The organism is Sinorhizobium sp. KGO-5 (assembly GCF_036245905.1).
Taxonomy (GTDB): domain Bacteria; phylum Pseudomonadota; class Alphaproteobacteria; order Rhizobiales; family Rhizobiaceae; genus Sinorhizobium; species Sinorhizobium meliloti_A.
On sequence record NZ_BDIZ01000006.1, the window covers coordinates 135,353 to 154,150 of the forward strand.

The window sequence follows — 18,798 nt, forward strand, 5'->3', positions numbered from 1 at the left end:
TTGCATAACGGAGGAAGCCGCATGCACGGAGCCGAGAACCAGCCCACGGAAGCCGCTTTCGAGCCCTTGCTCCAGTTCGAGATGGAGATGGGCGCCTTTCTTTCCGATTGGAACCATTGCGATCAGCTGTCGACCTTCATGGCGCGAATGATAAGTCACAATCGCACTGATCCCGTTCGCCACTCGAATTTCTTCTCGTCCGCCTTGAACGAACTTCTCGAGGTCTCGTTTCGCAGCGGCTCCCCCGACGGCCGGATCGGCTGTGCGGTTTATCGATGGGGGCCGACTGAGCGGGTGGAGCTTACGTTCCCGTGCCCGCCCGGGCAGAGGCAGTTTTATCGCGAGGCGGTGTCGAAGACCCGCGACGGCGACGCCCATGCGCGCTACCTTGATTCCATCTCCACCGATCTCGCACCGAGTCGCGAGGCCGTTCTTCTGGACTTGTCGATCAATTTCGATGCCGACGTCCGGCTCGACGAAAGCGATCCGCCATCGATCACGCTTGTCGTGGATCTGCCTCTTGAAGGAGTGGTGAGGTGAGTACGACAGCGTTTGCAGTTCCCTTCAAGGTGGAATTCGACCCGAACAGTCAGGAATTCGCTCTTTCCGGGGTGATACGGCCGCGCTCGGCCGACGAGATTGCCGCAAGCATATCGATGCTCAAAGGCGCAATCGAAGAGGTGCGGGGCGTTCTCTACATCAACGTCAAGCGCCTGGTACAGATGAACAACACGGCCTATCACGCCTTCGCGCGCGTCCTTCTCGATGCCTGCCGCACGCGGTCGGACATTCGCTTCGTCGTCGTGACCTCGAGCGTCGTGGGCTGGACCGAGCGCATGTTCGCCCATTTGAACAGGATCGAGCCGCAAGTGACCGTCGAGGTCTACGACTCGAAGTTCTATCCCGGGCAGAGCTTCGTGGAAAATACGAGCTTCATCCCGATCCTGCGTACACAGACGAAAATGACCTGGCGCCACGAGCGCACGATCCTCCCGCGTCACGGCCTGCGCCCGGGTATGACGATGGCGGACATATGTTGCGGCATCGGCGACTTCGCCATGCTGGCCCGAAAGGAGTTCCAGCCGGCACGCATCGTCGCACTCGACCATTCGAAGGCGAGCCTCGCTTATGCGCGCGATGTGGCGTCCGGTTTCGGCGTCACGGATATCGAATATACCTATGGCGATGCCTCCGAGATGCTGCTGGAGGATAACCAGTTCGATTTCGTCACCTGCCGCCATTCGCTGCAGATCTTCAATCAGCCGGACGTGCTCCTGAAGGAACTCTTCCGCATTTGCAAGCCGGGCGGGCGCGTCTATATAACCAACGAGAAAAATTCGCACTGTCTCGGCGAGCCGCGCGCACAGAGCATTCAATGGACCTACAACGAGGTCGCTAGGCTGTTCAGCCATTTCGAGATGGATGTGGAGCTCGGACCGAAGAGCAAGCGCTATCTTGTCGATGCCGGCTTTGACGATATCATCGTCGAATCGTTCATGGTCACCAATCTCGACGGAGAACCTCAAGACTTCGCCGATATCATCGCCGCCTGGGAGAACGTCTATGCCGGTGAAATGGCCGTAAAGCGCGGCGACCCGCCCGAGTTCATCGAACGATTCCGGCAGGGTTTCCGGGATCATATTTTTGCGGCTCTCCATCCCAAGGGTTATGCCGGCTGGCCGATCTGGGCGGCCTCCGGGCGCAAGCCGCTATGAGCCTGCCCGGGGAAAACACCGCGCGTTTGGGCCTGCGCTCCTTCCGCGCCAAGTTCGTGCTGGTCGTCGGAAGCGCGGTGCTCTTCGATCTGCTCGTCACCGGCGGTCTTGCGCTCTGGAACGTGCAGAGACTTTCCCGCGACGCGGCGGCGGAAGTCGGCCGCGGCCTCGAGGAGGCCAACCAGGACTATATCCGCTCCTATGCGGCAACCACGGCCGCCCGGGTCAACCTGCTGCTCAACCAGGTCCACTCCGATGTGGGCACATTGGCGGGCGTTCTCCAGGAGCAGATCGATCGGCCGGTGAGAAAATCGGAAATCGGCGAGGCGATGGCGCGCGGTGCGCCGGGAACCGTGACGGTCGCGTACGATCAGAAAGGGGGATGGGCTCAGAACCTGCCGGGCCCTCCCTCGGTCGTCAGCGTCTGGGGCTATCTTCTTGATCAGAACCACGTTCCGCTTCCCGACGTGCAGACGGACATCGAGAACAGCGCGGTGCTGGACCTTGTCGCGCCGAGCCTGCTCGCAAACGGTCAGTCGAAACTGCAGATGTATTATATCGGCCCGAAAGAGCGGCCGATATTCAGGACGGCGCCCTATACCGACCAGGCGCAGACCTTCGACAAGCTCTACCCGGGACACAATTCGGCGGAGTTCTGGTCTTTCTTCTTTCCCGGGCTTTACGAATCCTGGGAACAATGGGCGCATGATCCGAAGTCACGTCCCATGAATGGCGACATCACTCAGACGGCGCCCTATACCGACGCGATTACCGGCAAGCTCATCGTGAGTTTCTTCCAGCCGCTGTGGTCGCGCGACCGCAGTCGTGTGCTGGGCGCTGCCGGCACGGATATCACGCTCGACCAGCTGGCCGAGATCGTCGAGAACGTTAAGGTTGCCGAGACCGGTTTCGGCTTTCTGACGATGTCGGACGGCAACGTCGTTGCCATCAATCCGGTTGGAGAAAAGATCATCGGCCTTCGGGCGTCGAACGCGGCCGCCAGCGGAGGTGTGACGGGTGTCGATCGCTCTCTCCGTCGTAGCGCCCAGCCGGAAATTGCACGATTGCCCTTGGGCGAGGATGGGCTGCTCAAGCATATTTTCCTTGAGGAGAACGGCGAGAGGGTACCCTATCTGGTCGTCCTGAAACAGTTGCAGCCGACCAACCTTTGGGCATCGGGCCCGGTCCGCCGTGAAGCGATGCTGCTTGGCATCGCCGTGCCCGAGCGGGAAATCTACGCTTCGCTGTTTGCCGCCCAAGCCGGGATATCGGAGGCGACCAACAGGATCTTGATTTATCAGGTCCTGGCGCTCCTCGTATCCCTGTTTTTCGTCATTGCCGCAGTATTCGCCATATCCAAGCGGATCACCGGCGGCATCAGCGCCCTTGCCAATGCCGCCAAGCGCATCGAGGCCAAGGACTATTCGGTGCGGGTCGACATTCCGACGCGTGACGAGGTCGGCGACGCCGGCGCCGCCTTCAATCGTATGGCGGAAGAGATCAGCTTCCACACCGAGAACCTCGAACAGCTGGTCGAGGATCGGACGAAAGAGATCGAGGAGGCGAACCTCCAGATATCAGCGCTGAACCAGCAGTTGCGCAGCGAGAACCTGCGTCTCGGCGCGGAACTCGCCGTTGCCCGCCATATCCAGATGATGGTCCTGCCGAAGGCCGGCGAACTCGAAGAAATTGCCGAACTGGAGATCGCCGCCTATATGCGGCCCGCCGACGAGGTCGGCGGCGACTATTACGACGTGCTGAAGGACGGAAAGCGGCTGAAGATCGGCATCGGCGACGTGACGGGGCATGGTCTCGAGAGTGGCGTGCTGATGCTGATGGTCCAATCCGTGGCCCGCGCCTTGCAGGAGATGGGCGAGATGGAGCCGGCGCAATTCCTCAATCGCGTGAACCGGGCGATCTACAAGAATCTCGTCAGGACCAGGACCAACAAGCATCTCTCCCTGGCATTTCTCGACTATGACGGCGCAAGGCTGACGCTCTCCGGTCAGCACGAGGAGCTGATCGTCATCAGAGATCTGGAAAGGGTGGAGCGGATCGACACTCTCGATCTCGGTCTGCCCATCGGTTTGGAGCCGGATATTTCCGCCTTTGTCGCAACGCGCGAAATCTCCTTCGGTCGCGGCGACATGATCATCCTCCATACCGATGGCGTGACGGAGGCGGAGAGCGGAACCGGCGAACTCTTCGGCATCGAAAGGCTCTGCGAAAGCGCGCGATGCCGCTATGGCAGCAGCGCCGAGGACGTCAAGTCCGGTATCATCGAGGATTTGATGGCACATATCGGTACCCAGAAAATTCATGACGATATCACTCTGGTGGTGATGAGGCACAGGTGAGCGTATGACGAGCTTATATGGACTGGAGGACCTTGCCGTCGGGACGGGCGAGAATTCGACGAAACTTCGTCTCTTCGACGGCCCGCTCGATCTCGGCTGGAAGCATTGCGCGATGACGTCCGATTTCGTCGCCGAGTTCGCGGCTCTGCGCTACAAGACATCCCGCGGCCTCTACAAGGAAGTCCGGCACAATGTCGGCTATCTGACCAATGAGCTGATAGAGAACGCCGTGAAATTCCGTGCAGGCGGCGAAATCGTCGTAGAGGCGGCGATCGCCTCCAACACGTTCCGAACCAAGATTTCCAATCTTGTCGACGAGGGCACGGCCGACAAGTTCCGCCATCTGCTTTCTGAAATAACGATAGGAGATCCGTCCGACCTTCTGATTGAGCGGATAGAGGCGAACGCAACAGGATCCGGCTCCGGTTCCGGCCTTGGACTTTTGACGCTCATGAGCGATTATGGTGCACGCTTCGCCTGGATATTCGGATCCGGCGAAGCGGATGGCAAGATCCCGCTGGAAACCTATGCTTCTATCGCCATCCCCGACCTCTCGAATTGACGGACAACGAAAACATGGAAATCAAGGAAGACGAATATCGCGTTTGGTCGGAAGACAAGGACATCTATTTCGACGGGACGATGCGCTTGCCGAGCACCGAAGCCTACGCCCCGATTTTCTCCCTCGTAATGGATATGCTCGAAGCCGAGCCGGAGCGCATGACCGTGGATCTCACGGGGCTGCAGTTCCTCAATTCCTCCGGAATCAACCTGCTCGCGAAGCTCACCATCGAAGCGCGCAAGCGGCCGAACATCCAGTTTACCGTTCGCGGAAGCTCCGAGTTCCCCTGGCAGACGAAGTCCCTGCCGAACCTCAAGAAACTCCACCCCGGCGTCGATCTGAGGCTAAGCTGAAGGGCGCTCCTAAGTTCGAAGGCGTGCTGAAGGCATCACGGATACTGCACGCCGTTCGTTGCCGTGTAGATGGAATAGAGCGACCGGGTGGCCGTAATGAAGAGGCGGTTCTTCTTGGGGCCGCCAAAGGTGAGGTTCGACACCGTCTGCGGCACGAGGATCTTGCCGAGCAGGGTGCCGTCGGCGTCGAAGCAATGCACTCCGTCGGCAGCACTGCACCAAAGATTTCCCGCCACGTCGAAACGGAAGCCGTCCGGATTGCCGTTGTCGATGGAACAGAAATAGCGGCCGTTTGCGAGAACGCCGCCAGCGGCGACGTCGAATACGCGAATATGGCGAGGAACCTCATGCTTTGCAGATCCCGAGTCGGCAATAAAGAGCCGCGCCTCGTCCGGTGAGAAGGCGAGCCCGTTCGGCTGGATGAAATCGCTGACGACGGCCTTGATAGCGCCGGATAGAGGGTCGATGCGGTAGACGTTGCGTGTCGGCTGTTCCGGTTCCGCTTTGTGGCCCTCATAGTCCGATATGATGCCGTAGGTTGGATCGGTAAACCAGATTGAGCCGTCGGAGTGCACCACGGCATCGTTCGGTGAATTGAGCCGCTTTCCTTCATAACTGTCGGCGAGCACGGTGATGCGGCCGTCATGTTCCGTGCGTGTCAAGCGCCGGCCGCCGTGCTCGCAGGAGATCAGGCGGCCCTGGCGGTCGCGCGTGTTGCCGTTCACGTAGTTCGAGGGGGAGCGGAAGACGGAAGCGCCGCCGTGCGGCGTCCACCGCATCATGCGTTGGTTCGGAATATCGCTCCAGATCAGGCAGTCGAGGTCGGAAAACCAGACCGGCCCTTCCGCCCAGCGGCAGCCGCGATAAAGTTCTTCGAGCGCTGCGCTGCGAACGATCAGCGAACGGAAACGTTCGTCGCGAATGTCGTAGAGCGGATTGTCGGCCAATGCTGTTCCTCCATTTCCCGAGAGCCCTGGCGTGCGTGCGGGCAAATATCTCCGGCTGTAGGGTTTCACTTATAGTTCGACACCGGCCGAAGGGAACAGGCGACACCCCATCGCCTGCATGGATTTCCTCCAGCAGGGCATGAAGGCGCGATTTCGCCAGCTCGCTGCGTGACGCATTCCGCCAAGCCACGGAACAACTCCTGAGCCCAACGGGTTGTTTGGCGGAAGGGACGCATTTCGCATAACGGGAGAATGCCTGATGAAAGATCTGATCGTCAAAGGTGCCATTGTTCTGGGTCTCGGGCTCGGCTGCTTTGCTGCTCCAGCAGCAGCGCAGAGCACGACCAAGAACAGCACCGTTACCGGCGCAGCCGGCGGAGCTGCTGCAGGTGCAGTCATAGGAGGCCCTGTCGGGGCAGCCGTTGGTGGTGTCGCAGGAGCAGTCGCGGGTGCGGCGCTCGACCCGCCGCCGCCGAAGGTAATCGAGTATGTCGAGGCGCAGCCGCTTCCGGCAGAGCCGGTCGTCGTTCAACAGGAGATCGTAGTCGGAAAGCCGCTGCCCGAGACGGTGGTGGTCACGCCGATCCCGGACGACACGCGCTATGCCTATGCGGTTGTCAACGAGAAGCGCGTCATCGTCGAGCCGAAGAGCCGCACGGTGGTGCAGGTCGTTCAGTAATCATGGGTCTTAAACGCGTTCGAGCGGAAGAAAGCCTTTCTCTCCTGCTGTGAACCTCAAGCTTGCCCGGCGAGTATCCGAAGCCCGCCGGGCATTCCTATGATGCAGGGTTTTGCGTCAACACGCCCCAGGCGGCCATTGCGCCATCGGCGACGTTTTTCAGCGCTTCATAGCTGCCGCCATCGCGGGCGAGGATCGACATTCCATGTTGTACCGTCGCATAAAAGGTCGCGACGGCGCCGGCATCCACCCCGTCGGGCAACTCGCCTCCTGCAATTGCAGCCTCAAGTCGGTCGCGTAGCTTATCAATGTTTTCCGTGCGGTGACGGGTCAACGCTTCGCAGACCGCTTCGGGAATCGCTGCCTGGTGAAGTCCTCCGAGCGCTATAAGGCAGCCGTGCGGGGTATCCGGCTGAGAATAGGCTTCGGCTGTCGCGAGAAGGAATCTCTTGACCGCTTCCCTTGCGGTCGGCGCTGTCTCCAGCGGCTCCCAGATTTCGGTGCCGACCGTTTGCGCGTAGAGCTCCATTGCCTCCAGATAGAGCGCTTCCTTGCAGCCGAATGCGGCATAAAGGCTGGGCGCATTGATGCCCATGGCGGCGGTCAGGGCTGTCAGCGACGCGCCCTCGTATCCTTTCTCCCAAAACACCTGCATGGCGCGCACGAGCGCATCGGCACGATCGAAGCTGCGGGGCCGGCCTTTGTCGGACATAGGATCAACTCTTTTCTGTAACGATCGATAAATATATCGCTTGACAGGCATTGGCAAGCTCGGGCAACATTTGTGTATCGATCATTACAAAAATGGAGTTTTCCGATGACATCGATCAGTTTGGGCGGAAAGACCGCTTTCGTCACCGGCGGCAGCAGGGGTATCGGCGCGGCTATCGCCAAGAGGCTTGCTCTGGAGGGGGCAGCGGTGGCGCTGACTTATGTGAATGCGGCCGACCAGGCTCAGGCGGTCGTGTCCGAGATCGAGCAGGCGGGCGGTCGCGCCCTAGCAATCCGCGCCGACAACCGCGACGCCGAAGCCATCGAGCAGGCTGTTCGCCAGACTGTGGAAACCTTGGGCGGGCTGGACATACTGGTCAACAGTGCGGGCATCTGGCACTCGGCTCCTCTGGAGGAGACGACTGTCGCCGATTTCGACGAAGTGATGGCCGTCAACTTCCGTGCGCCCTTCGTGGCCATTCGTTCCGCGTCAAGGCATCTCGGTGACGGCGGCAGGATAATCACGATCGGCAGCAACCTGGCCGAACTGGTTCCCTGGCCGGGGATCAGCCTCTATTCGGCCAGCAAGGCTGCTCTGGCCGGCCTGACGAAAGGCCTGGCCCGTGACCTCGGACCGCGCGGGATCACCGTCAACATCGTTCATCCAGGCTCGACCAACACCGATATGAACCCGGCCGATGGCGACCATGCCGAAGCGCAACGGGAACGTATCGCCACCGGCAGCTACGGTGAGCCGCAAGACATTGCCGGACTCGTCGCCTGGCTGGCGGGGCCGCAAGGCAAGTTTGTCACCGGTGCATCGCTGACCATAGACGGCGGCGCCAACGCTTGATGCCGAAAGCCACGGCGATCATGACGGTGTCGATAGTCCACGACGCCCGAACATGTGCCACGTGTGCGCTGCTCATCCCTCATCCTTGAACCGACTTGAGCCAGTCGCCGATCGTCGCCCCGCGGTCCCGCTCCGGCGGGGCAACGGGCGTGGCGAGGCGCTCGGCGGCCGCAGCCTTGCGGATTTCGCGCGGGCTCGCTCCGAATTCGTGGCTGAAGGCACGTGTGAAATTGGCGGCGAGGTCGAATCCGGCCGCTTCGGCGATCTCCGCGATGGGCCGGTTGTTCGTCGGATCGCTGAGCTCCGCGTGCGCCTGCAGGAGCCGACGTCTGCGGATATAGTTCAGCACGCCGCCGCTCGGCTCGAACAGCTGATAGAGACGGGTTCTGGAAATGCCCAGCTCCCGGCATATGGCTTCGGGCGTCAGGTCGGCCGAGTGCAGGTTCAGGTGGATATATCGATGCGCCCGCTCCATCACTCCCATTTTTGCCTGGGAGCCTCCCGCATCCGGTCTCACCGCCGCCACGCAGGCGACGACCATATCGCGTATCGTGCGAACGATGCGCGGCACTTCTTCCACGGTGATGTTGCCGAGGTTTTCTTCCATGCCGTTGATATAGGTCGCGAGCAGGTCGGCGAGGCTGCCGGACAAGACCGAATTGTTTGCGCCCTCGAGCTTGCCCGCATCGTCCGCGAGCAGTTCATAGGGCATGAAGAGAAGGATAGATGCGGCATCCGTCATGCGCCCGCGATAGGGATAGCCGAGCGACCGGAAGAAGAACTCCCCCGGCCCCGTCTCGGTGACGCGGCGGTCGGCTTCTGTCCAGGACCGGCCGCTGCGAAAGAGGCCGACGTTCCAATGGTCGATCGGGCTCGAGCGCAACATAGTCTGGGAGCGCTCGTAACTATGTGCCGGCGTCACCTGTTGAACGATCAGTAAGTCGCCGAGATGCCATCCGGTCAGCTCGGCCGCAAAGCCGTCCTCTCCGGACACTCCGTCGGGCAAGCGCACGTCCACGAGCGGCGCCATATGCGCCCGCCAGGATCTAAATTGCTCTTGCGGCGGCAGATCATGTGTCGAAAATCGCGAAGGTACGAGCGCCGGCGACCTTTCGGCTGAACGGTCCTTTCGGGCTGCCGGATCGCGCGGCCAACGGCGCCGCTCCATATGGGCAGGCCAGGCCGGAACTTCGACGGGGTCATCTCCTGATCCGGAGTCCTTCGTCATGCAACCCTCCAGCGAAATGGATTGCCCGTTCGGGTGAGCCCGAAAGAGCGATTTACCCGAGCGGCGAATCTGTCCCACCCTGACGCAACTCGCCTCAGGGTGGAATCGAATCGTCGAGGTGCACCTGCCAGTTTCCAGTTTATACCCCGTTATATGTAGAAATGCACGGCGGGATAACAATCGGGATTGGGTGATAACGACAATCCCCATCTGCTGCTTGTATTAAATACCTACAGTTGTTCCAAGCATTGCCCGAAAGTAATTAAGGTAGTTTCGAACGGTAAAGTTTCGATCACCAATTTATTGTGCCTGCTGTGGATGAATTTTAGAAGTTAGCAGATAGTGTGAGGATTATTCCGTGAACTATTTCACAAAAGACTTCAGGGGATCCATCTTCGGTCCGAATGACGATATAGATTCATTGCGGCGCCGAAGCCTTCAAAAGAGAATACTTGTTACCGGCGGTGCCGGCTTCCTTGGATCGCATCTTTGCGAACTGCTTCTCGGCGCCGGGCACGAGGTCGTCTGCCTCGACAATTTCTCGACGGGCCTGAGGCGCAATATCGCGCCGCTCAAGCGTTTCGATACCTTCCGCGTAATCGCCCACGACGTCGTGGAGCCGATCGACCTCGAGGTCGACGAGATCTACAACCTCGCCTGCCCGGCATCGCCGCCGCATTACCAGGCAGATCCGATCCAGACGACGAAAACCTGCGTGATCGGCTCGCTCAACCTCCTCGATCTGGCCGCGCGTCGTGGCGCACGCATCTTCCAGGCGTCCACATCGGAAATCTACGGCGACCCGCACGTCCACCCGCAGGTGGAAAGCTATTGGGGCAACGTCAATCCCTTCGGCCCGCGCTCCTGCTATGACGAGGGCAAGCGTTGCGCAGAGACCCTGTTCTTCGACTTTCACAAGTCCCATGGGGTCGAAATCAAGATCGTCCGTATCTTCAACACCTACGGCCCGCGGATGCGCCCGGATGACGGGCGTGTCGTTTCCAACTTTATCGTCCAGGCCCTGAAGGGTGAGGACATCACGATCTACGGCGACGGCTCGCAGACCCGTTCCTTCTGTTTCGTCGACGACCTGATCGACGGCTTCGTCCGCCTGATGGCATCGCCGCCGTCTCTTACCGGACCGGTCAATCTCGGCAATCCGGCAGAGTTCACGATCGGCGAACTCGCCGAAGAGGTGGTGCGGTTGACCGGGTCGCGCTCGAAGATCGTCCGGCGGCCCCTGCCTGTCGACGATCCCCGCCAGCGCCGCCCGGACATCTCGCTCGCGAAGGAAGAGCTCGGTTGGCGTCCGAAGGTCGATCTGGCCGAGGGCCTTGCGCACACGATCCGCTATTTCGACGACCTTCTCTCCCAGTCGATACGGGAAAGCGCGGAGTTGGTCTGATGGTTGCGCCAAATATCCTCGTCACTGGTGGCGCCGGCTATATCGGCAGTCACACCGCGAAGCTTCTGCGCCTCGAGGGCATCGAGCCCGTCGTCTACGACAATCTGACGACCGGAAACCGTTCCGCCGTGCGCTGGGGACCATTCATTCAGGGAGATATCCTGGACGGGCGGCACCTGATCGAGGTCATCGAGGCCTATCAGCCGGACGCCGTCATCCACTTCGCCGCATCCGCCTATGTCGGCGAGTCCGTCGCGGATCCTGCGAAATACTACAACAACAACGTCGGGGGCACGCTGTCGCTCCTCGATGCATGCCGCCAGACGGGTGTCGACAAGGTGATCTTCTCATCGAGCTGCGCCACCTATGGCGTACCGGCGTTGCTGCCGATCGACGAAGCGACGCCGCAGGCACCGATCAACCCCTATGGCAAGACGAAACTGATGGCCGAGCACATGCTCGCCGACTATGCGGCCGCCTTTGCGCTGAATTATGTCTCGTTGCGCTATTTCAACGCATGCGGCGCTGATCCTGAGGGTGATCTCGGCGAATGGCACGACCCCGAAACGCACCTCATTCCGCGGGCTCTGATGGCCGCGGCAGGCCGCATTCCGCATCTGGAGATTTTCGGCGAGGACTACGACACCCCGGACGGAACCTGCGTGCGTGACTATATTCACGTTGCCGATCTTGCGAGCGCCCATGTGCTGGCATACCGGCATCTCGCCAAAGGCGGCGGGAACCTCGCGCTCAACCTCGGTACCGGCCGCGGCTTCTCGATAAAGGAAGTCCTGCGGACGATCGGCGAAATTACCGGGCATAACGTCCCGGTCGTATTTCGCCGGCGGCGTGCCGGAGATCCGCCGGCGCTTTATGCGGATGCCGGGCTTGCCTGCCGGACGCTCGGCTTCCTGCCGCGATATTCCGATCTCCAGACGATCGTGCGAACCGCCGCCCCGTTCTTCGGGCTGGAGGTGCGGTCATGACCGCCCTTTCCGCCAATGAGCCGACGCGCATTTCCGAAGACGGTGAGCCGCGGCTTGTGCCTGTGCTCACGCGCGGACGCCGGATGGAATTTCTGCTCGGCGCGGGGCTCTGGGCCGCGGCGCTCGTCCATTTCTGGTCCTGGTGGCTGGAGCCGCGCCATCACGTTGACGCTTTGGGCAGTGCCATCGTGACTTCGGTCCTTGCCTGGGTCACCCTGCTGCCGGCCTATTTCATTGCGGTCTTTTATGGCGCGTTGAAACCGAACGGGCCGTTGCGGCTCCCGGCCGGCAGTCGCATTGCCATGGTCGCCACCAAGGCACCGTCGGAACCCTTTTCCGTCGTCGCCGAGACATTGGAGGCGATGCTTGCGCAGGACGTGCCGCACGACACCTGGCTTGCAGACGAGGATCCTTCCGAAGCGACGCTCGACTGGTGCCGCAGCCATGGCGTCCTCGTCTCCACCCGCAAAGGCCGGGCAGACTATCACCGAGCCACATGGCCACGGCGCACCCGCTGCAAGGAAGGCAATCTCGCCTTCTTCTACGATCACTACGGTTATGCCCGGTACGATTTCGTGGCCCAGCTCGATGCCGACCACGTCCCCGCACCCGGGTACCTCTTCGAAATGCTGCGCCCATTTGCCGACCCGGAAGTGGGTTACGTCTCGGCGCCGAGCATCTGCGACCGCAATGCTTCAGAAAGTTGGTCGGCGCGCGGCCGCCTCCATGCGGAGGCGAGCATGCACGGTGCTCTCCAGGCCGGATACAATGGCGGGCTCGCGCCGCTCTGCATCGGCTCTCACTACGCGGTGCGCACGGCTGCCCTCAAGGAGATCGGCGGTCTCGGCCCGGAGCTTGCCGAAGACCATTCGACGACATTGATGATGAATGCGGCAGGCTGGCGCGGCATTCACGCGCTCGATGCGATCGCCCATGGCGACGGACCGCGCACCTTTGCCGACCTGGTGACCCAGGAGTTCCAGTGGTCGCGCAGTCTCGTAATGCTCCTGCTGCAGTATTCGCCGCGTCTCGTCGGCCGGCTGCCGCTGCGACTGAAGTTCCAGTTCCTCTTCTCGCAGCTCTGGTATCCGCTCTTCGCGTGCTTCATGGCGCTGATGTTTGCTATGCCGATCGTTGCCCTTGCGCGCGGCGAAACCTTTGTCGCCGTGACCTATCCGGAGTTTCTGGCCTATTTCGCGCCGCTCTCGATCATACTCGTCCTGCTGGCCTATCGCTGGCGGGCAACCGGCGCCTTCCGACCTTACGACGCGAACATCCTGAGCTGGGAGTGCATGCTCTTCCTGTTTGCGCGCTGGCCCTGGGCGCTTGCCGGTACGCTGGCCGCTCTGCGCGATTGGCTGACCGGGTCCTTCGTGGATTTCCGTGTCACGCCGAAGGGATCATCCGAGGTCGATCCGCTGCCCCTGCGCGTGCTCGCGCCCTACTTTTTCCTGGCAGTTTCGGCCGCCCTGCCGGTCCTGTTCGTCGAAGATGCGGCGAAGGCCAAGGGGTTCTACCTCTTCGCGATCCTCAATGCGGCAATTTACTGCCTGCTTCTGCTGGTCATCGTCCTGCGGCACTCGAGAGAAAACGCCGTTGGCACCGCCTCCTGTTTCTATCGTCCCGCAATAGCGGCCGGGCTCCTGGCGGTCGTCGCACTGCCCGGCATTGCGACTGCCGAACACGGGAAGGACGGGCTCGAGGCGCTTGCATGGGGCAGTGGGCACCTGCGCATCTTCGAAGAGCGTTATGCGGTGGCCGGAGCCGGGCAGGGCGGTTCGGCATTGCGCAAGATCGTCTTCCGGCCACGCTGGATTTCCGCCCCCGCGGAACAGCGGGACGGCAACTCTAAGAGGGGATAAGAACATGAAAGTGAAAGTCCCATTCTTCGGGAGAGAGGGCCGCGGCACCCGACATGCGCTGCCCGGCCGGCGCTTCGCCCTTGGCATGTTGGCCGTCCTTGCCCTCTGCCAATCACCGGCGTCCGCAGAAGTTGCCGTTCCCGAAAAGGCCCGCACCATGACGGGCGTCGAGCTCTACATGATCTTCCAGGACAAGACCTGGAAATGGGAGAGCGGCGCCGGCCGGATGGACCGTGAAGGTCGCGCCTTTCGGGCCTGGGCGCAATCGGCCACGGGGGAGAGCTGGGCCGAAGGCCGCTGGAGTGTGAATGACCGCGGCCAACTCTGCCTGACGGCCGTGTGGCACAGCCAGGGTGCCGCCGCCCGAGACAAGACCTGCTTCAGCCACCGTACGCTCGACGGAACCATCTACCAGAAGAGGGAGCCGTCCGGCGACTGGTACGTCTTCAGACATGCCAAGACGCAGGCAGGCGACGAGTTCAACCGTCTGGTCAGGGAGGATCTGGTCGCCGCCAAGCTCGCAGCCTTCAAGGAGCGTATCGAGGGCCAAGTGAAACAAACAAAGATTAGCGTTGGCCGGCAAACCGGGATGAACGCGGTTGGAGGTGTTCGATGAACAGGAAATCCAAGGCCATTACCTTTGCATCTCTCGGTCTGTTGCTGTCGGGTACCGTGCTCGCGGCCAACATGCCGCGGGGCATCCCCGAACCGAACTCGCCGACGATGGCGACACCATCGGACAAGCGGCCCGTCCTGACGGAGAACTCGATCGATTTCGGCGCTTACGATCCCCATGGCGACTTCAGCGCGCCGGGCAGCTCGAAGATCGAGCATCTCTTCCTGCCCTGGGAAGACGTCGATCTGTCGACACTGACGCTTGCCGACGACTATGCCCAAGCCCGCGGCCGTTCGCTCATGATCACCATCGAACCCTGGTCGTGGTCGCCCGAGTGGCGCGTGACCGAAGGGGAGCTCCTGCGTTCGATCCTGAGCGGCGAACGCGACGAGAACATGGCCCAGGTCTGCTCCGCCGCCGCTGCCCTCAAGAGCCCCGTGATCATCCGCTGGGGCCAGGAAATGGACGAAACCGACAACCAGTTCTCCTGGTCCCATTGGCGGGGCGAGGACTTCAAAAAAGCCTATCGCCGCGTGGTAAACGTCTGCCGCAGCCACCTCAAGAACGCAAAGTTCATGTGGTCTCCCAAAGGCAACGAGGGGCTGGAAGCCTTCTATCCAGGCGACGACGTCGTCGATATCGTCGGGCTCTCGGTGTTTGGTTACCAGCCTTACGACCAGGGCACGACCGGCCGTGATCAGACATTTGCGGAGCGACTGGCGCCCGGATACGGCCGGGTGATGAACTATGGCAAGCCGATCATGGTCGCCGAACTCGGCTACGAGGGCGGTGGTTCATACGTAGCAAGCTGGGCGGCAACGGTCGCCGAGCGCCACGCCGAATTCCCGCAGCTGACAGCCGTAGTCTATTTCAACGATCGCGAGATCTATGACTGGCCGCAGGGCTACGACCGGCCCGATTGGCGGGTCGTCCGCGATACCATTAGCGGGCAGGTGCCCGATGGAGGCATGTGATGAAATCGACATCCCGAGGAATACCTTTGGCAATCGCGCTGGCCGCCAGCATAGCCGGTGCTTCGTTCGCCGAGGCCGCCACTGCGCGCCCGGAGAGGAAGGCAACTCCGCTGACGCACGCGGAACTGCTCCAACTCTACGGCCAGAAATCCTGGATATGGAAAGAGGGAGCGGGCTATTTCTCGGTGCAGGCGCGCCGGTTCACCGCCTGGTCCAAGGAGAACGGCAAACCGTCCTATGGGGTCGGCCGCTGGTTCATCACCGGTCCGGGGAAACTCTGCTTCCGCGCAGAATGGCACGCCAGGGATGGCTCGGCGCCGGCGACGACCTGCTTCAGCCACGCCAAGCGGGGTGGCGTGATCTATCAACGGCGAGAGCCGGACGGCACCTGGTACGTCTTCAAGAACGCACGGGTGAGGCCAGATGACGAATTCGCCAAGCTTCGACGCGGTAATTACGTGGGCGCGAGCCTGAGCCGCATCGAGGCGAGACTCGGCCGGGTCGAGTAACCCCGGCCGGGAAGGGGTTGCGCGGCTGGCCGATGTCAGCAGTTCAAACCGGCTCCGCAGATGAGCCCGGCGTCGAAAGGCCCGCAACCCCGCCCCACGCTTTTTCGGAAAACGCTCAGCGAAGGAAACAGCGCGAGGTGCTGCCGAAGCCGCTGGGCGTGCAGACATAGGGAGCCCGCCCGAGATAGGCCGAGCGCACGAGTTTGGGCGTTTTTTTCGTGACCGCTTGCTTGCCAGGTGCGGGCTTTCTTTCAGGCAAAGGATAGCCGACTTCCCTGGCGATCGAAGCGGTCGTTTCCTGGCTGACCGTCGAGGAGCAGCCCCAGGTGGTCACGGCAAGGATGACGGCAAGGGTGCTGCGGGCGACGGTTTTGCGGGCTTCGAACAGTCCGGCCAATGCTTTCGACTTTACCTTCACAATCGGAACTCCCCGTTTTTTGCTTGTGAGGGAAGGTTAGCCGAAAGCCTTTAATTCACGGTCGAGGAAAAGCCGACAATTCGCCGGGATTGCGCATCAGGCCCTTAACCATTCGGGCACTCACGCCGGCGTGGAAGCTGCCGCGCCGCGTCCTCAATTTTCGAGCTTGTTGCTGAAATGCGCGTTGCCGAGGCCCGTCCCGATCGTCAGGATTCCCCAGCTCGAAGCATTCTGCACGAAGGGTATCTGCGACAGACCTTGCACGACTGCGTCGTTGTGCATGATCACGAAAGTCTCGTGATCGCCGATTTGCGGAATGGCGTCCTTGAGCGCGGCAGGCAGGTTGAAATGCTCGCTTTCCCAGTTGCCGCCCGGCAGGTTCTGGCCGCCGCGAAGGATCGATCCATCTTCGTTGATCACGCCAGGACAGGCCACGCCGATGACCGGCGCCGGCGCGAGGTCCGCCTTATCCGCCTTGGCTATAAGCTTCTCGATCATGCCGATGAGCTCCTCGATGGTGGTGCTCCTGTTGGGCTTGTCATCCGCATGTCGCCAGATGTCCGATTTCCAGACCTTTGCCTTGGAGAGGTCGGTTTCATCCTTCAGGTGCAGCTCGACTATGCCTACGCGGATATTGGTGCCGCCGATGTCGATGGCGAGGATCGCCTTGTGGCCCTTCAGCATCCAGGCGGGCATGAGATGCGCGGCGCCGATGAGCCCGGCATCATCCGGATGGTGAACGATGGGGGAGAGTTCGATCTTGATGCCTTCAGCCTTCAGCAGCACCATTGCGCGGGCAATGGCCAATTCGCCCGCTGCGCTTCCCCGGAAGCCTCCGCCGATGACGACGCGCTGCGTATTTTTCCAGCTCTTTTGTTGCAGGAATCGTTCGAGAACGCTGGCGAGCTCGCCGGCGAATTCGTCGACCGCACCCATGATCAGGGCGGCCGCCTCCTTGTCGTCGCCGCGCAGAAGGGCATCGACCCGCTTTTTGGACAGATCCTGGGTTAGGGCCTGGCCCAGCGGGTCGTCGCCGCCCTTGCGCACGCGTTTGCGCCAGGCGTCGAGCTTCTCCTGGAAGGCAAATTTGTTGGCCCTGTCGCCAAGGAAGCCGTCGCCGTCACGCAGCTCCAGATTATAATCGTCGACCGTCACCGACGGCAGATTGCTGGCGCCATGAATGAGCGGGACGCCATTTCGTTTTTCGTTCGCGGATTTGCCCACGCAACCTCCCGAGTGACGCCTGGCCTGGCCTTGCCGGATAGCTGAGTACCTTACAACGTGGCGGGCGGTGCGATGTTCCCGTCCGAGACTTTCGAGACGCGCGTGACGATCTGCGGGGGCGCGCTTCGCTTCGGCAACATTGTTGACGCAGGCATCCATGATTGCGACAACGCATTCATGCAGACACCGATCAATATAGACCCGGACTATCTCACCAGCCGGCTGAATGCTCTGCTCGACATTGCGAGCCCAACCGGTTTCACCGATGAGGCGGTGCGCTACACGGCGCGTGAGCTCGAGCGGCTGGGCCTGGAAGTCAAGCTGACCCGCCGGGGTGCGATCCGCGCTCTTCGGCCCGGGGCCGCCGAGCGCCCGGCCCGCGGGATCGTCTCGCACCTGGACACCCTCGGCGCGCAGGTGAAGGCGCTGAAGGAAAACGGCCGCCTCGAACTGGTATCGATCGGGCACTGGTCTGCACGGTTCGCGGAGGGGGCCCGCGCCTCGATCTTTTCCGGCAAGGGCACCTATCGCGGTTCAATTCTCCCGCTGAAAGCCTCGGGTCACACTTTCAACGAGGAGGTCGACACGCAACCCACGGGCTGGCGCCATATCGAGCTGCGCGTCGATGCGCTCGCACGCGACCGGAACGACCTGGTGCAGCTCGGAATAGACGTCGGCGACATCGTCGCCATCGATCCGCAGCCGGAATTCCTCGAGAACGGGTTCATCGTTTCGCGGCATCTCGACGACAAGGCGGGGGTCGCCATCATGCTTGCGGCGCTCGAGGCCATGCAGCGCGAGAAGGTGGAAACGCCGGTCGATACCTATTGGCTCTTCACCATCGGCGAGGAAGTGGGTGTGGGCGCGTCAGCGGCAATCGTCCCGGAAATCGCCTCGCTGGTGGCGATAGACAACGGCACGACCGCGCCTGGCCAGAATTCGGACGAGTTCGGCGTGACGCTCGCGATGGCGGACCAGACGGGACCTTTCGACTATCACCTTTCAAAAAAGCTTTACGAGCTTTGCGGCGAGCATGGCATCCGCGTCCAGAAGGACGTCTTCCGCTACTACCGTTCCGATGCCGCTTCCGCGGTCGAGGCGGGGCACGACGTCCGCACGGCGCTTCTCACTTTCGGCGTCGACGCGTCGCACGGCTACGAGCGTATCCACCTCCATGCACTGATGTCCGTTGCAAAGCTCGCGGTGTATTACGCGGCAAGCGAGGTCCAGATCGAGCGCGACGCCGAGGAGGTCTCTGGCCTTCGGGGCTTTACCCGGCAGAAGGTACGACAGGCCGAGCAGGACCTGAAAGCGGACGAGCCTGACGTATCCTGAGGCGTCTCGCTTTTCTGACTCGCTACGCATGCGACGAGACCGGCCCCGATCGTTTAGCGCTGCC

General features: G+C 61.6%; 19 protein-coding genes. 14 read left to right on the forward strand and 5 right to left on the reverse strand.

Annotated elements, in window-relative coordinates:
- Positions 1–21: 21 nt before the first annotated feature.
- The 5 genes from BHD07_RS23090 to BHD07_RS23110 are packed head-to-tail and all read left to right on the forward strand — an operon-like array spanning position 22 to position 4,987.
- Entirely contained in the window at positions 22–540 is a 519-nt protein-coding gene (locus BHD07_RS23090; RefSeq protein ID WP_100672339.1) for a ubiquinone biosynthesis methyltransferase UbiE, read from the forward strand.
- Positions 537–1,715: a methyltransferase domain-containing protein gene (locus BHD07_RS23095; protein ID WP_338283233.1), complete on the forward strand. Its 1,179-nt coding sequence runs from the start codon at positions 537–539 to the stop codon at positions 1,713–1,715. The genes BHD07_RS23090 and BHD07_RS23095 overlap by 4 nt, the downstream gene beginning before the upstream one ends.
- Positions 1,712–4,072, forward strand: coding sequence for a SpoIIE family protein phosphatase (locus BHD07_RS23100; protein ID WP_338283234.1), 2,361 nt, complete (start codon positions 1,712–1,714; stop codon positions 4,070–4,072). Before BHD07_RS23095 ends, BHD07_RS23100 begins: the two co-directional genes overlap by 4 nt.
- A gap of 4 nt (positions 4,073–4,076) precedes the next feature.
- Positions 4,077–4,634, forward strand: a complete 558-nt coding sequence (locus tag BHD07_RS23105; RefSeq protein ID WP_338283235.1) for a slr1658 superfamily regulator — start codon at positions 4,077–4,079, stop codon at positions 4,632–4,634.
- Between the two features lie 14 nt (positions 4,635–4,648).
- Positions 4,649–4,987, forward strand: a complete 339-nt coding sequence (locus BHD07_RS23110; RefSeq protein WP_026168975.1) for a slr1659 superfamily regulator — start codon at positions 4,649–4,651, stop codon at positions 4,985–4,987.
- Between the two features lie 35 nt (positions 4,988–5,022).
- Here the strand turns inward: BHD07_RS23110 and BHD07_RS23115 are convergent, their stop codons facing one another.
- The gene (locus BHD07_RS23115; RefSeq protein WP_338283237.1) at positions 5,023–5,934 is read right to left on the reverse strand and encodes an SMP-30/gluconolactonase/LRE family protein; all 912 of its coding nucleotides are present in this window, start codon (positions 5,932–5,934) and stop codon (positions 5,023–5,025) included.
- Between the two features lie 259 nt (positions 5,935–6,193).
- Between BHD07_RS23115 and BHD07_RS23120 the strand changes: the two genes are divergently transcribed.
- Positions 6,194–6,613, forward strand: a complete 420-nt coding sequence (locus BHD07_RS23120) for a DUF1236 domain-containing protein (RefSeq protein ID WP_102762653.1) — start codon at positions 6,194–6,196, stop codon at positions 6,611–6,613.
- Between the two features lie 97 nt (positions 6,614–6,710).
- On the opposite strand, the gene BHD07_RS23125 is transcribed toward BHD07_RS23120, so the two are convergent.
- A complete protein-coding gene (locus tag BHD07_RS23125; protein WP_338283240.1) occupies positions 6,711–7,325 on the reverse strand; it encodes a TetR/AcrR family transcriptional regulator in 615 nt (204 codons plus the stop codon).
- Positions 7,326–7,430: 105 nt separating this feature from the next.
- On the opposite strand from BHD07_RS23125, the gene BHD07_RS23130 reads away from it, so the two are divergent.
- Positions 7,431–8,177: an SDR family NAD(P)-dependent oxidoreductase gene (locus tag BHD07_RS23130; RefSeq protein WP_338283241.1), complete on the forward strand. Its 747-nt coding sequence runs from the start codon at positions 7,431–7,433 to the stop codon at positions 8,175–8,177.
- A 79-nt stretch (positions 8,178–8,256) separates the two neighbouring features.
- On the opposite strand, the gene BHD07_RS23135 is transcribed toward BHD07_RS23130, so the two are convergent.
- The gene (locus BHD07_RS23135; protein WP_338283242.1) at positions 8,257–9,405 is read right to left on the reverse strand and encodes an AraC family transcriptional regulator; all 1,149 of its coding nucleotides are present in this window, start codon (positions 9,403–9,405) and stop codon (positions 8,257–8,259) included.
- Between the two features lie 358 nt (positions 9,406–9,763).
- Here BHD07_RS23135 and BHD07_RS23140 point away from each other — a divergent pair, with 358 nt between their 5' ends.
- The 6 genes from BHD07_RS23140 to BHD07_RS23165 are packed head-to-tail and all read left to right on the forward strand — an operon-like array spanning position 9,764 to position 15,757.
- A complete protein-coding gene (locus BHD07_RS23140) occupies positions 9,764–10,810 on the forward strand; it encodes a UDP-glucuronic acid decarboxylase family protein (protein WP_445190494.1) in 1,047 nt (348 codons plus the stop codon).
- A complete protein-coding gene (gene galE, locus BHD07_RS23145; RefSeq protein ID WP_338283243.1) occupies positions 10,810–11,796 on the forward strand; it encodes a UDP-glucose 4-epimerase GalE in 987 nt (328 codons plus the stop codon). Before BHD07_RS23140 ends, galE begins: the two co-directional genes overlap by 1 nt.
- Entirely contained in the window at positions 11,793–13,658 is a 1,866-nt protein-coding gene (locus BHD07_RS23150) for a glycosyltransferase family 2 protein (protein ID WP_338283244.1), read from the forward strand. The genes galE and BHD07_RS23150 overlap by 4 nt, the downstream gene beginning before the upstream one ends.
- A gap of 4 nt (positions 13,659–13,662) precedes the next feature.
- Positions 13,663–14,274 carry a DUF995 domain-containing protein gene (locus BHD07_RS23155; RefSeq protein WP_338283245.1) on the forward strand — a complete coding sequence of 204 codons (612 nt, stop codon included), beginning with the start codon at positions 13,663–13,665 and terminating at the stop codon, positions 14,272–14,274.
- Positions 14,271–15,248, forward strand: a complete 978-nt coding sequence (locus tag BHD07_RS23160; protein ID WP_338283246.1) for a glycoside hydrolase family 26 protein — start codon at positions 14,271–14,273, stop codon at positions 15,246–15,248. The genes BHD07_RS23155 and BHD07_RS23160 overlap by 4 nt, the downstream gene beginning before the upstream one ends.
- Positions 15,248–15,757: a DUF995 domain-containing protein gene (locus tag BHD07_RS23165; protein ID WP_338283247.1), complete on the forward strand. Its 510-nt coding sequence runs from the start codon at positions 15,248–15,250 to the stop codon at positions 15,755–15,757. Before BHD07_RS23160 ends, BHD07_RS23165 begins: the two co-directional genes overlap by 1 nt.
- A 115-nt stretch (positions 15,758–15,872) precedes the next feature.
- Here BHD07_RS23165 and BHD07_RS23170 read toward each other — a convergent pair whose 3' ends face one another.
- Both BHD07_RS23170 and BHD07_RS23175 read right to left on the reverse strand, forming a co-directional pair.
- Positions 15,873–16,175 (reverse strand): hypothetical protein, encoded by a 303-nt coding sequence (locus BHD07_RS23170; protein ID WP_338283248.1) that lies wholly within the window; start codon positions 16,173–16,175, stop codon positions 15,873–15,875.
- Positions 16,176–16,328: 153 nt separating this feature from the next.
- Positions 16,329–17,399: an ROK family protein gene (locus BHD07_RS23175; RefSeq protein WP_338283249.1), complete on the reverse strand. Its 1,071-nt coding sequence runs from the start codon at positions 17,397–17,399 to the stop codon at positions 16,329–16,331.
- A gap of 177 nt (positions 17,400–17,576) precedes the next feature.
- Between BHD07_RS23175 and BHD07_RS23180 the strand changes: the two genes are divergently transcribed.
- Entirely contained in the window at positions 17,577–18,734 is a 1,158-nt protein-coding gene (locus tag BHD07_RS23180) for an osmoprotectant NAGGN system M42 family peptidase (protein ID WP_338283448.1), read from the forward strand.
- Positions 18,735–18,798: the final 64 nt, after the last annotated feature.

Bases quoted from the DNA above. Each gene is read 5' to 3' on its own strand.
- BHD07_RS23090 (WP_100672339.1), top strand. From the start codon at position 22: ATGCACGGAGCCGAGAACCAGCCCACGGAAGCCGCTTTCGAGCCCTTG.
- BHD07_RS23100 (WP_338283234.1), top strand. From the start codon at position 1,712: ATGAGCCTGCCCGGGGAAAACACCGCGCGTTTGGGCCTGCGCTCCTTC.
- BHD07_RS23105 (WP_338283235.1), top strand. From the start codon at position 4,077: ATGACGAGCTTATATGGACTGGAGGACCTTGCCGTCGGGACGGGCGAG.
- BHD07_RS23110 (WP_026168975.1), top strand. From the start codon at position 4,649: ATGGAAATCAAGGAAGACGAATATCGCGTTTGGTCGGAAGACAAGGAC.
- BHD07_RS23120 (WP_102762653.1), top strand. From the start codon at position 6,194: ATGAAAGATCTGATCGTCAAAGGTGCCATTGTTCTGGGTCTCGGGCTC.
- BHD07_RS23125 (WP_338283240.1), bottom strand. From the start codon at position 7,325: ATGTCCGACAAAGGCCGGCCCCGCAGCTTCGATCGTGCCGATGCGCTC.
- BHD07_RS23130 (WP_338283241.1), top strand. From the start codon at position 7,431: ATGACATCGATCAGTTTGGGCGGAAAGACCGCTTTCGTCACCGGCGGC.
- BHD07_RS23135 (WP_338283242.1), bottom strand. From the start codon at position 9,405: ATGACGAAGGACTCCGGATCAGGAGATGACCCCGTCGAAGTTCCGGCC.
- galE (WP_338283243.1), top strand. From the start codon at position 10,810: ATGGTTGCGCCAAATATCCTCGTCACTGGTGGCGCCGGCTATATCGGC.
- BHD07_RS23150 (WP_338283244.1), top strand. From the start codon at position 11,793: ATGACCGCCCTTTCCGCCAATGAGCCGACGCGCATTTCCGAAGACGGT.
- BHD07_RS23155 (WP_338283245.1), top strand. From the start codon at position 13,663: ATGAAAGTGAAAGTCCCATTCTTCGGGAGAGAGGGCCGCGGCACCCGA.
- BHD07_RS23160 (WP_338283246.1), top strand. From the start codon at position 14,271: ATGAACAGGAAATCCAAGGCCATTACCTTTGCATCTCTCGGTCTGTTG.
- BHD07_RS23165 (WP_338283247.1), top strand. From the start codon at position 15,248: ATGAAATCGACATCCCGAGGAATACCTTTGGCAATCGCGCTGGCCGCC.
- BHD07_RS23180 (WP_338283448.1), top strand. From the start codon at position 17,577: ATGCAGACACCGATCAATATAGACCCGGACTATCTCACCAGCCGGCTG.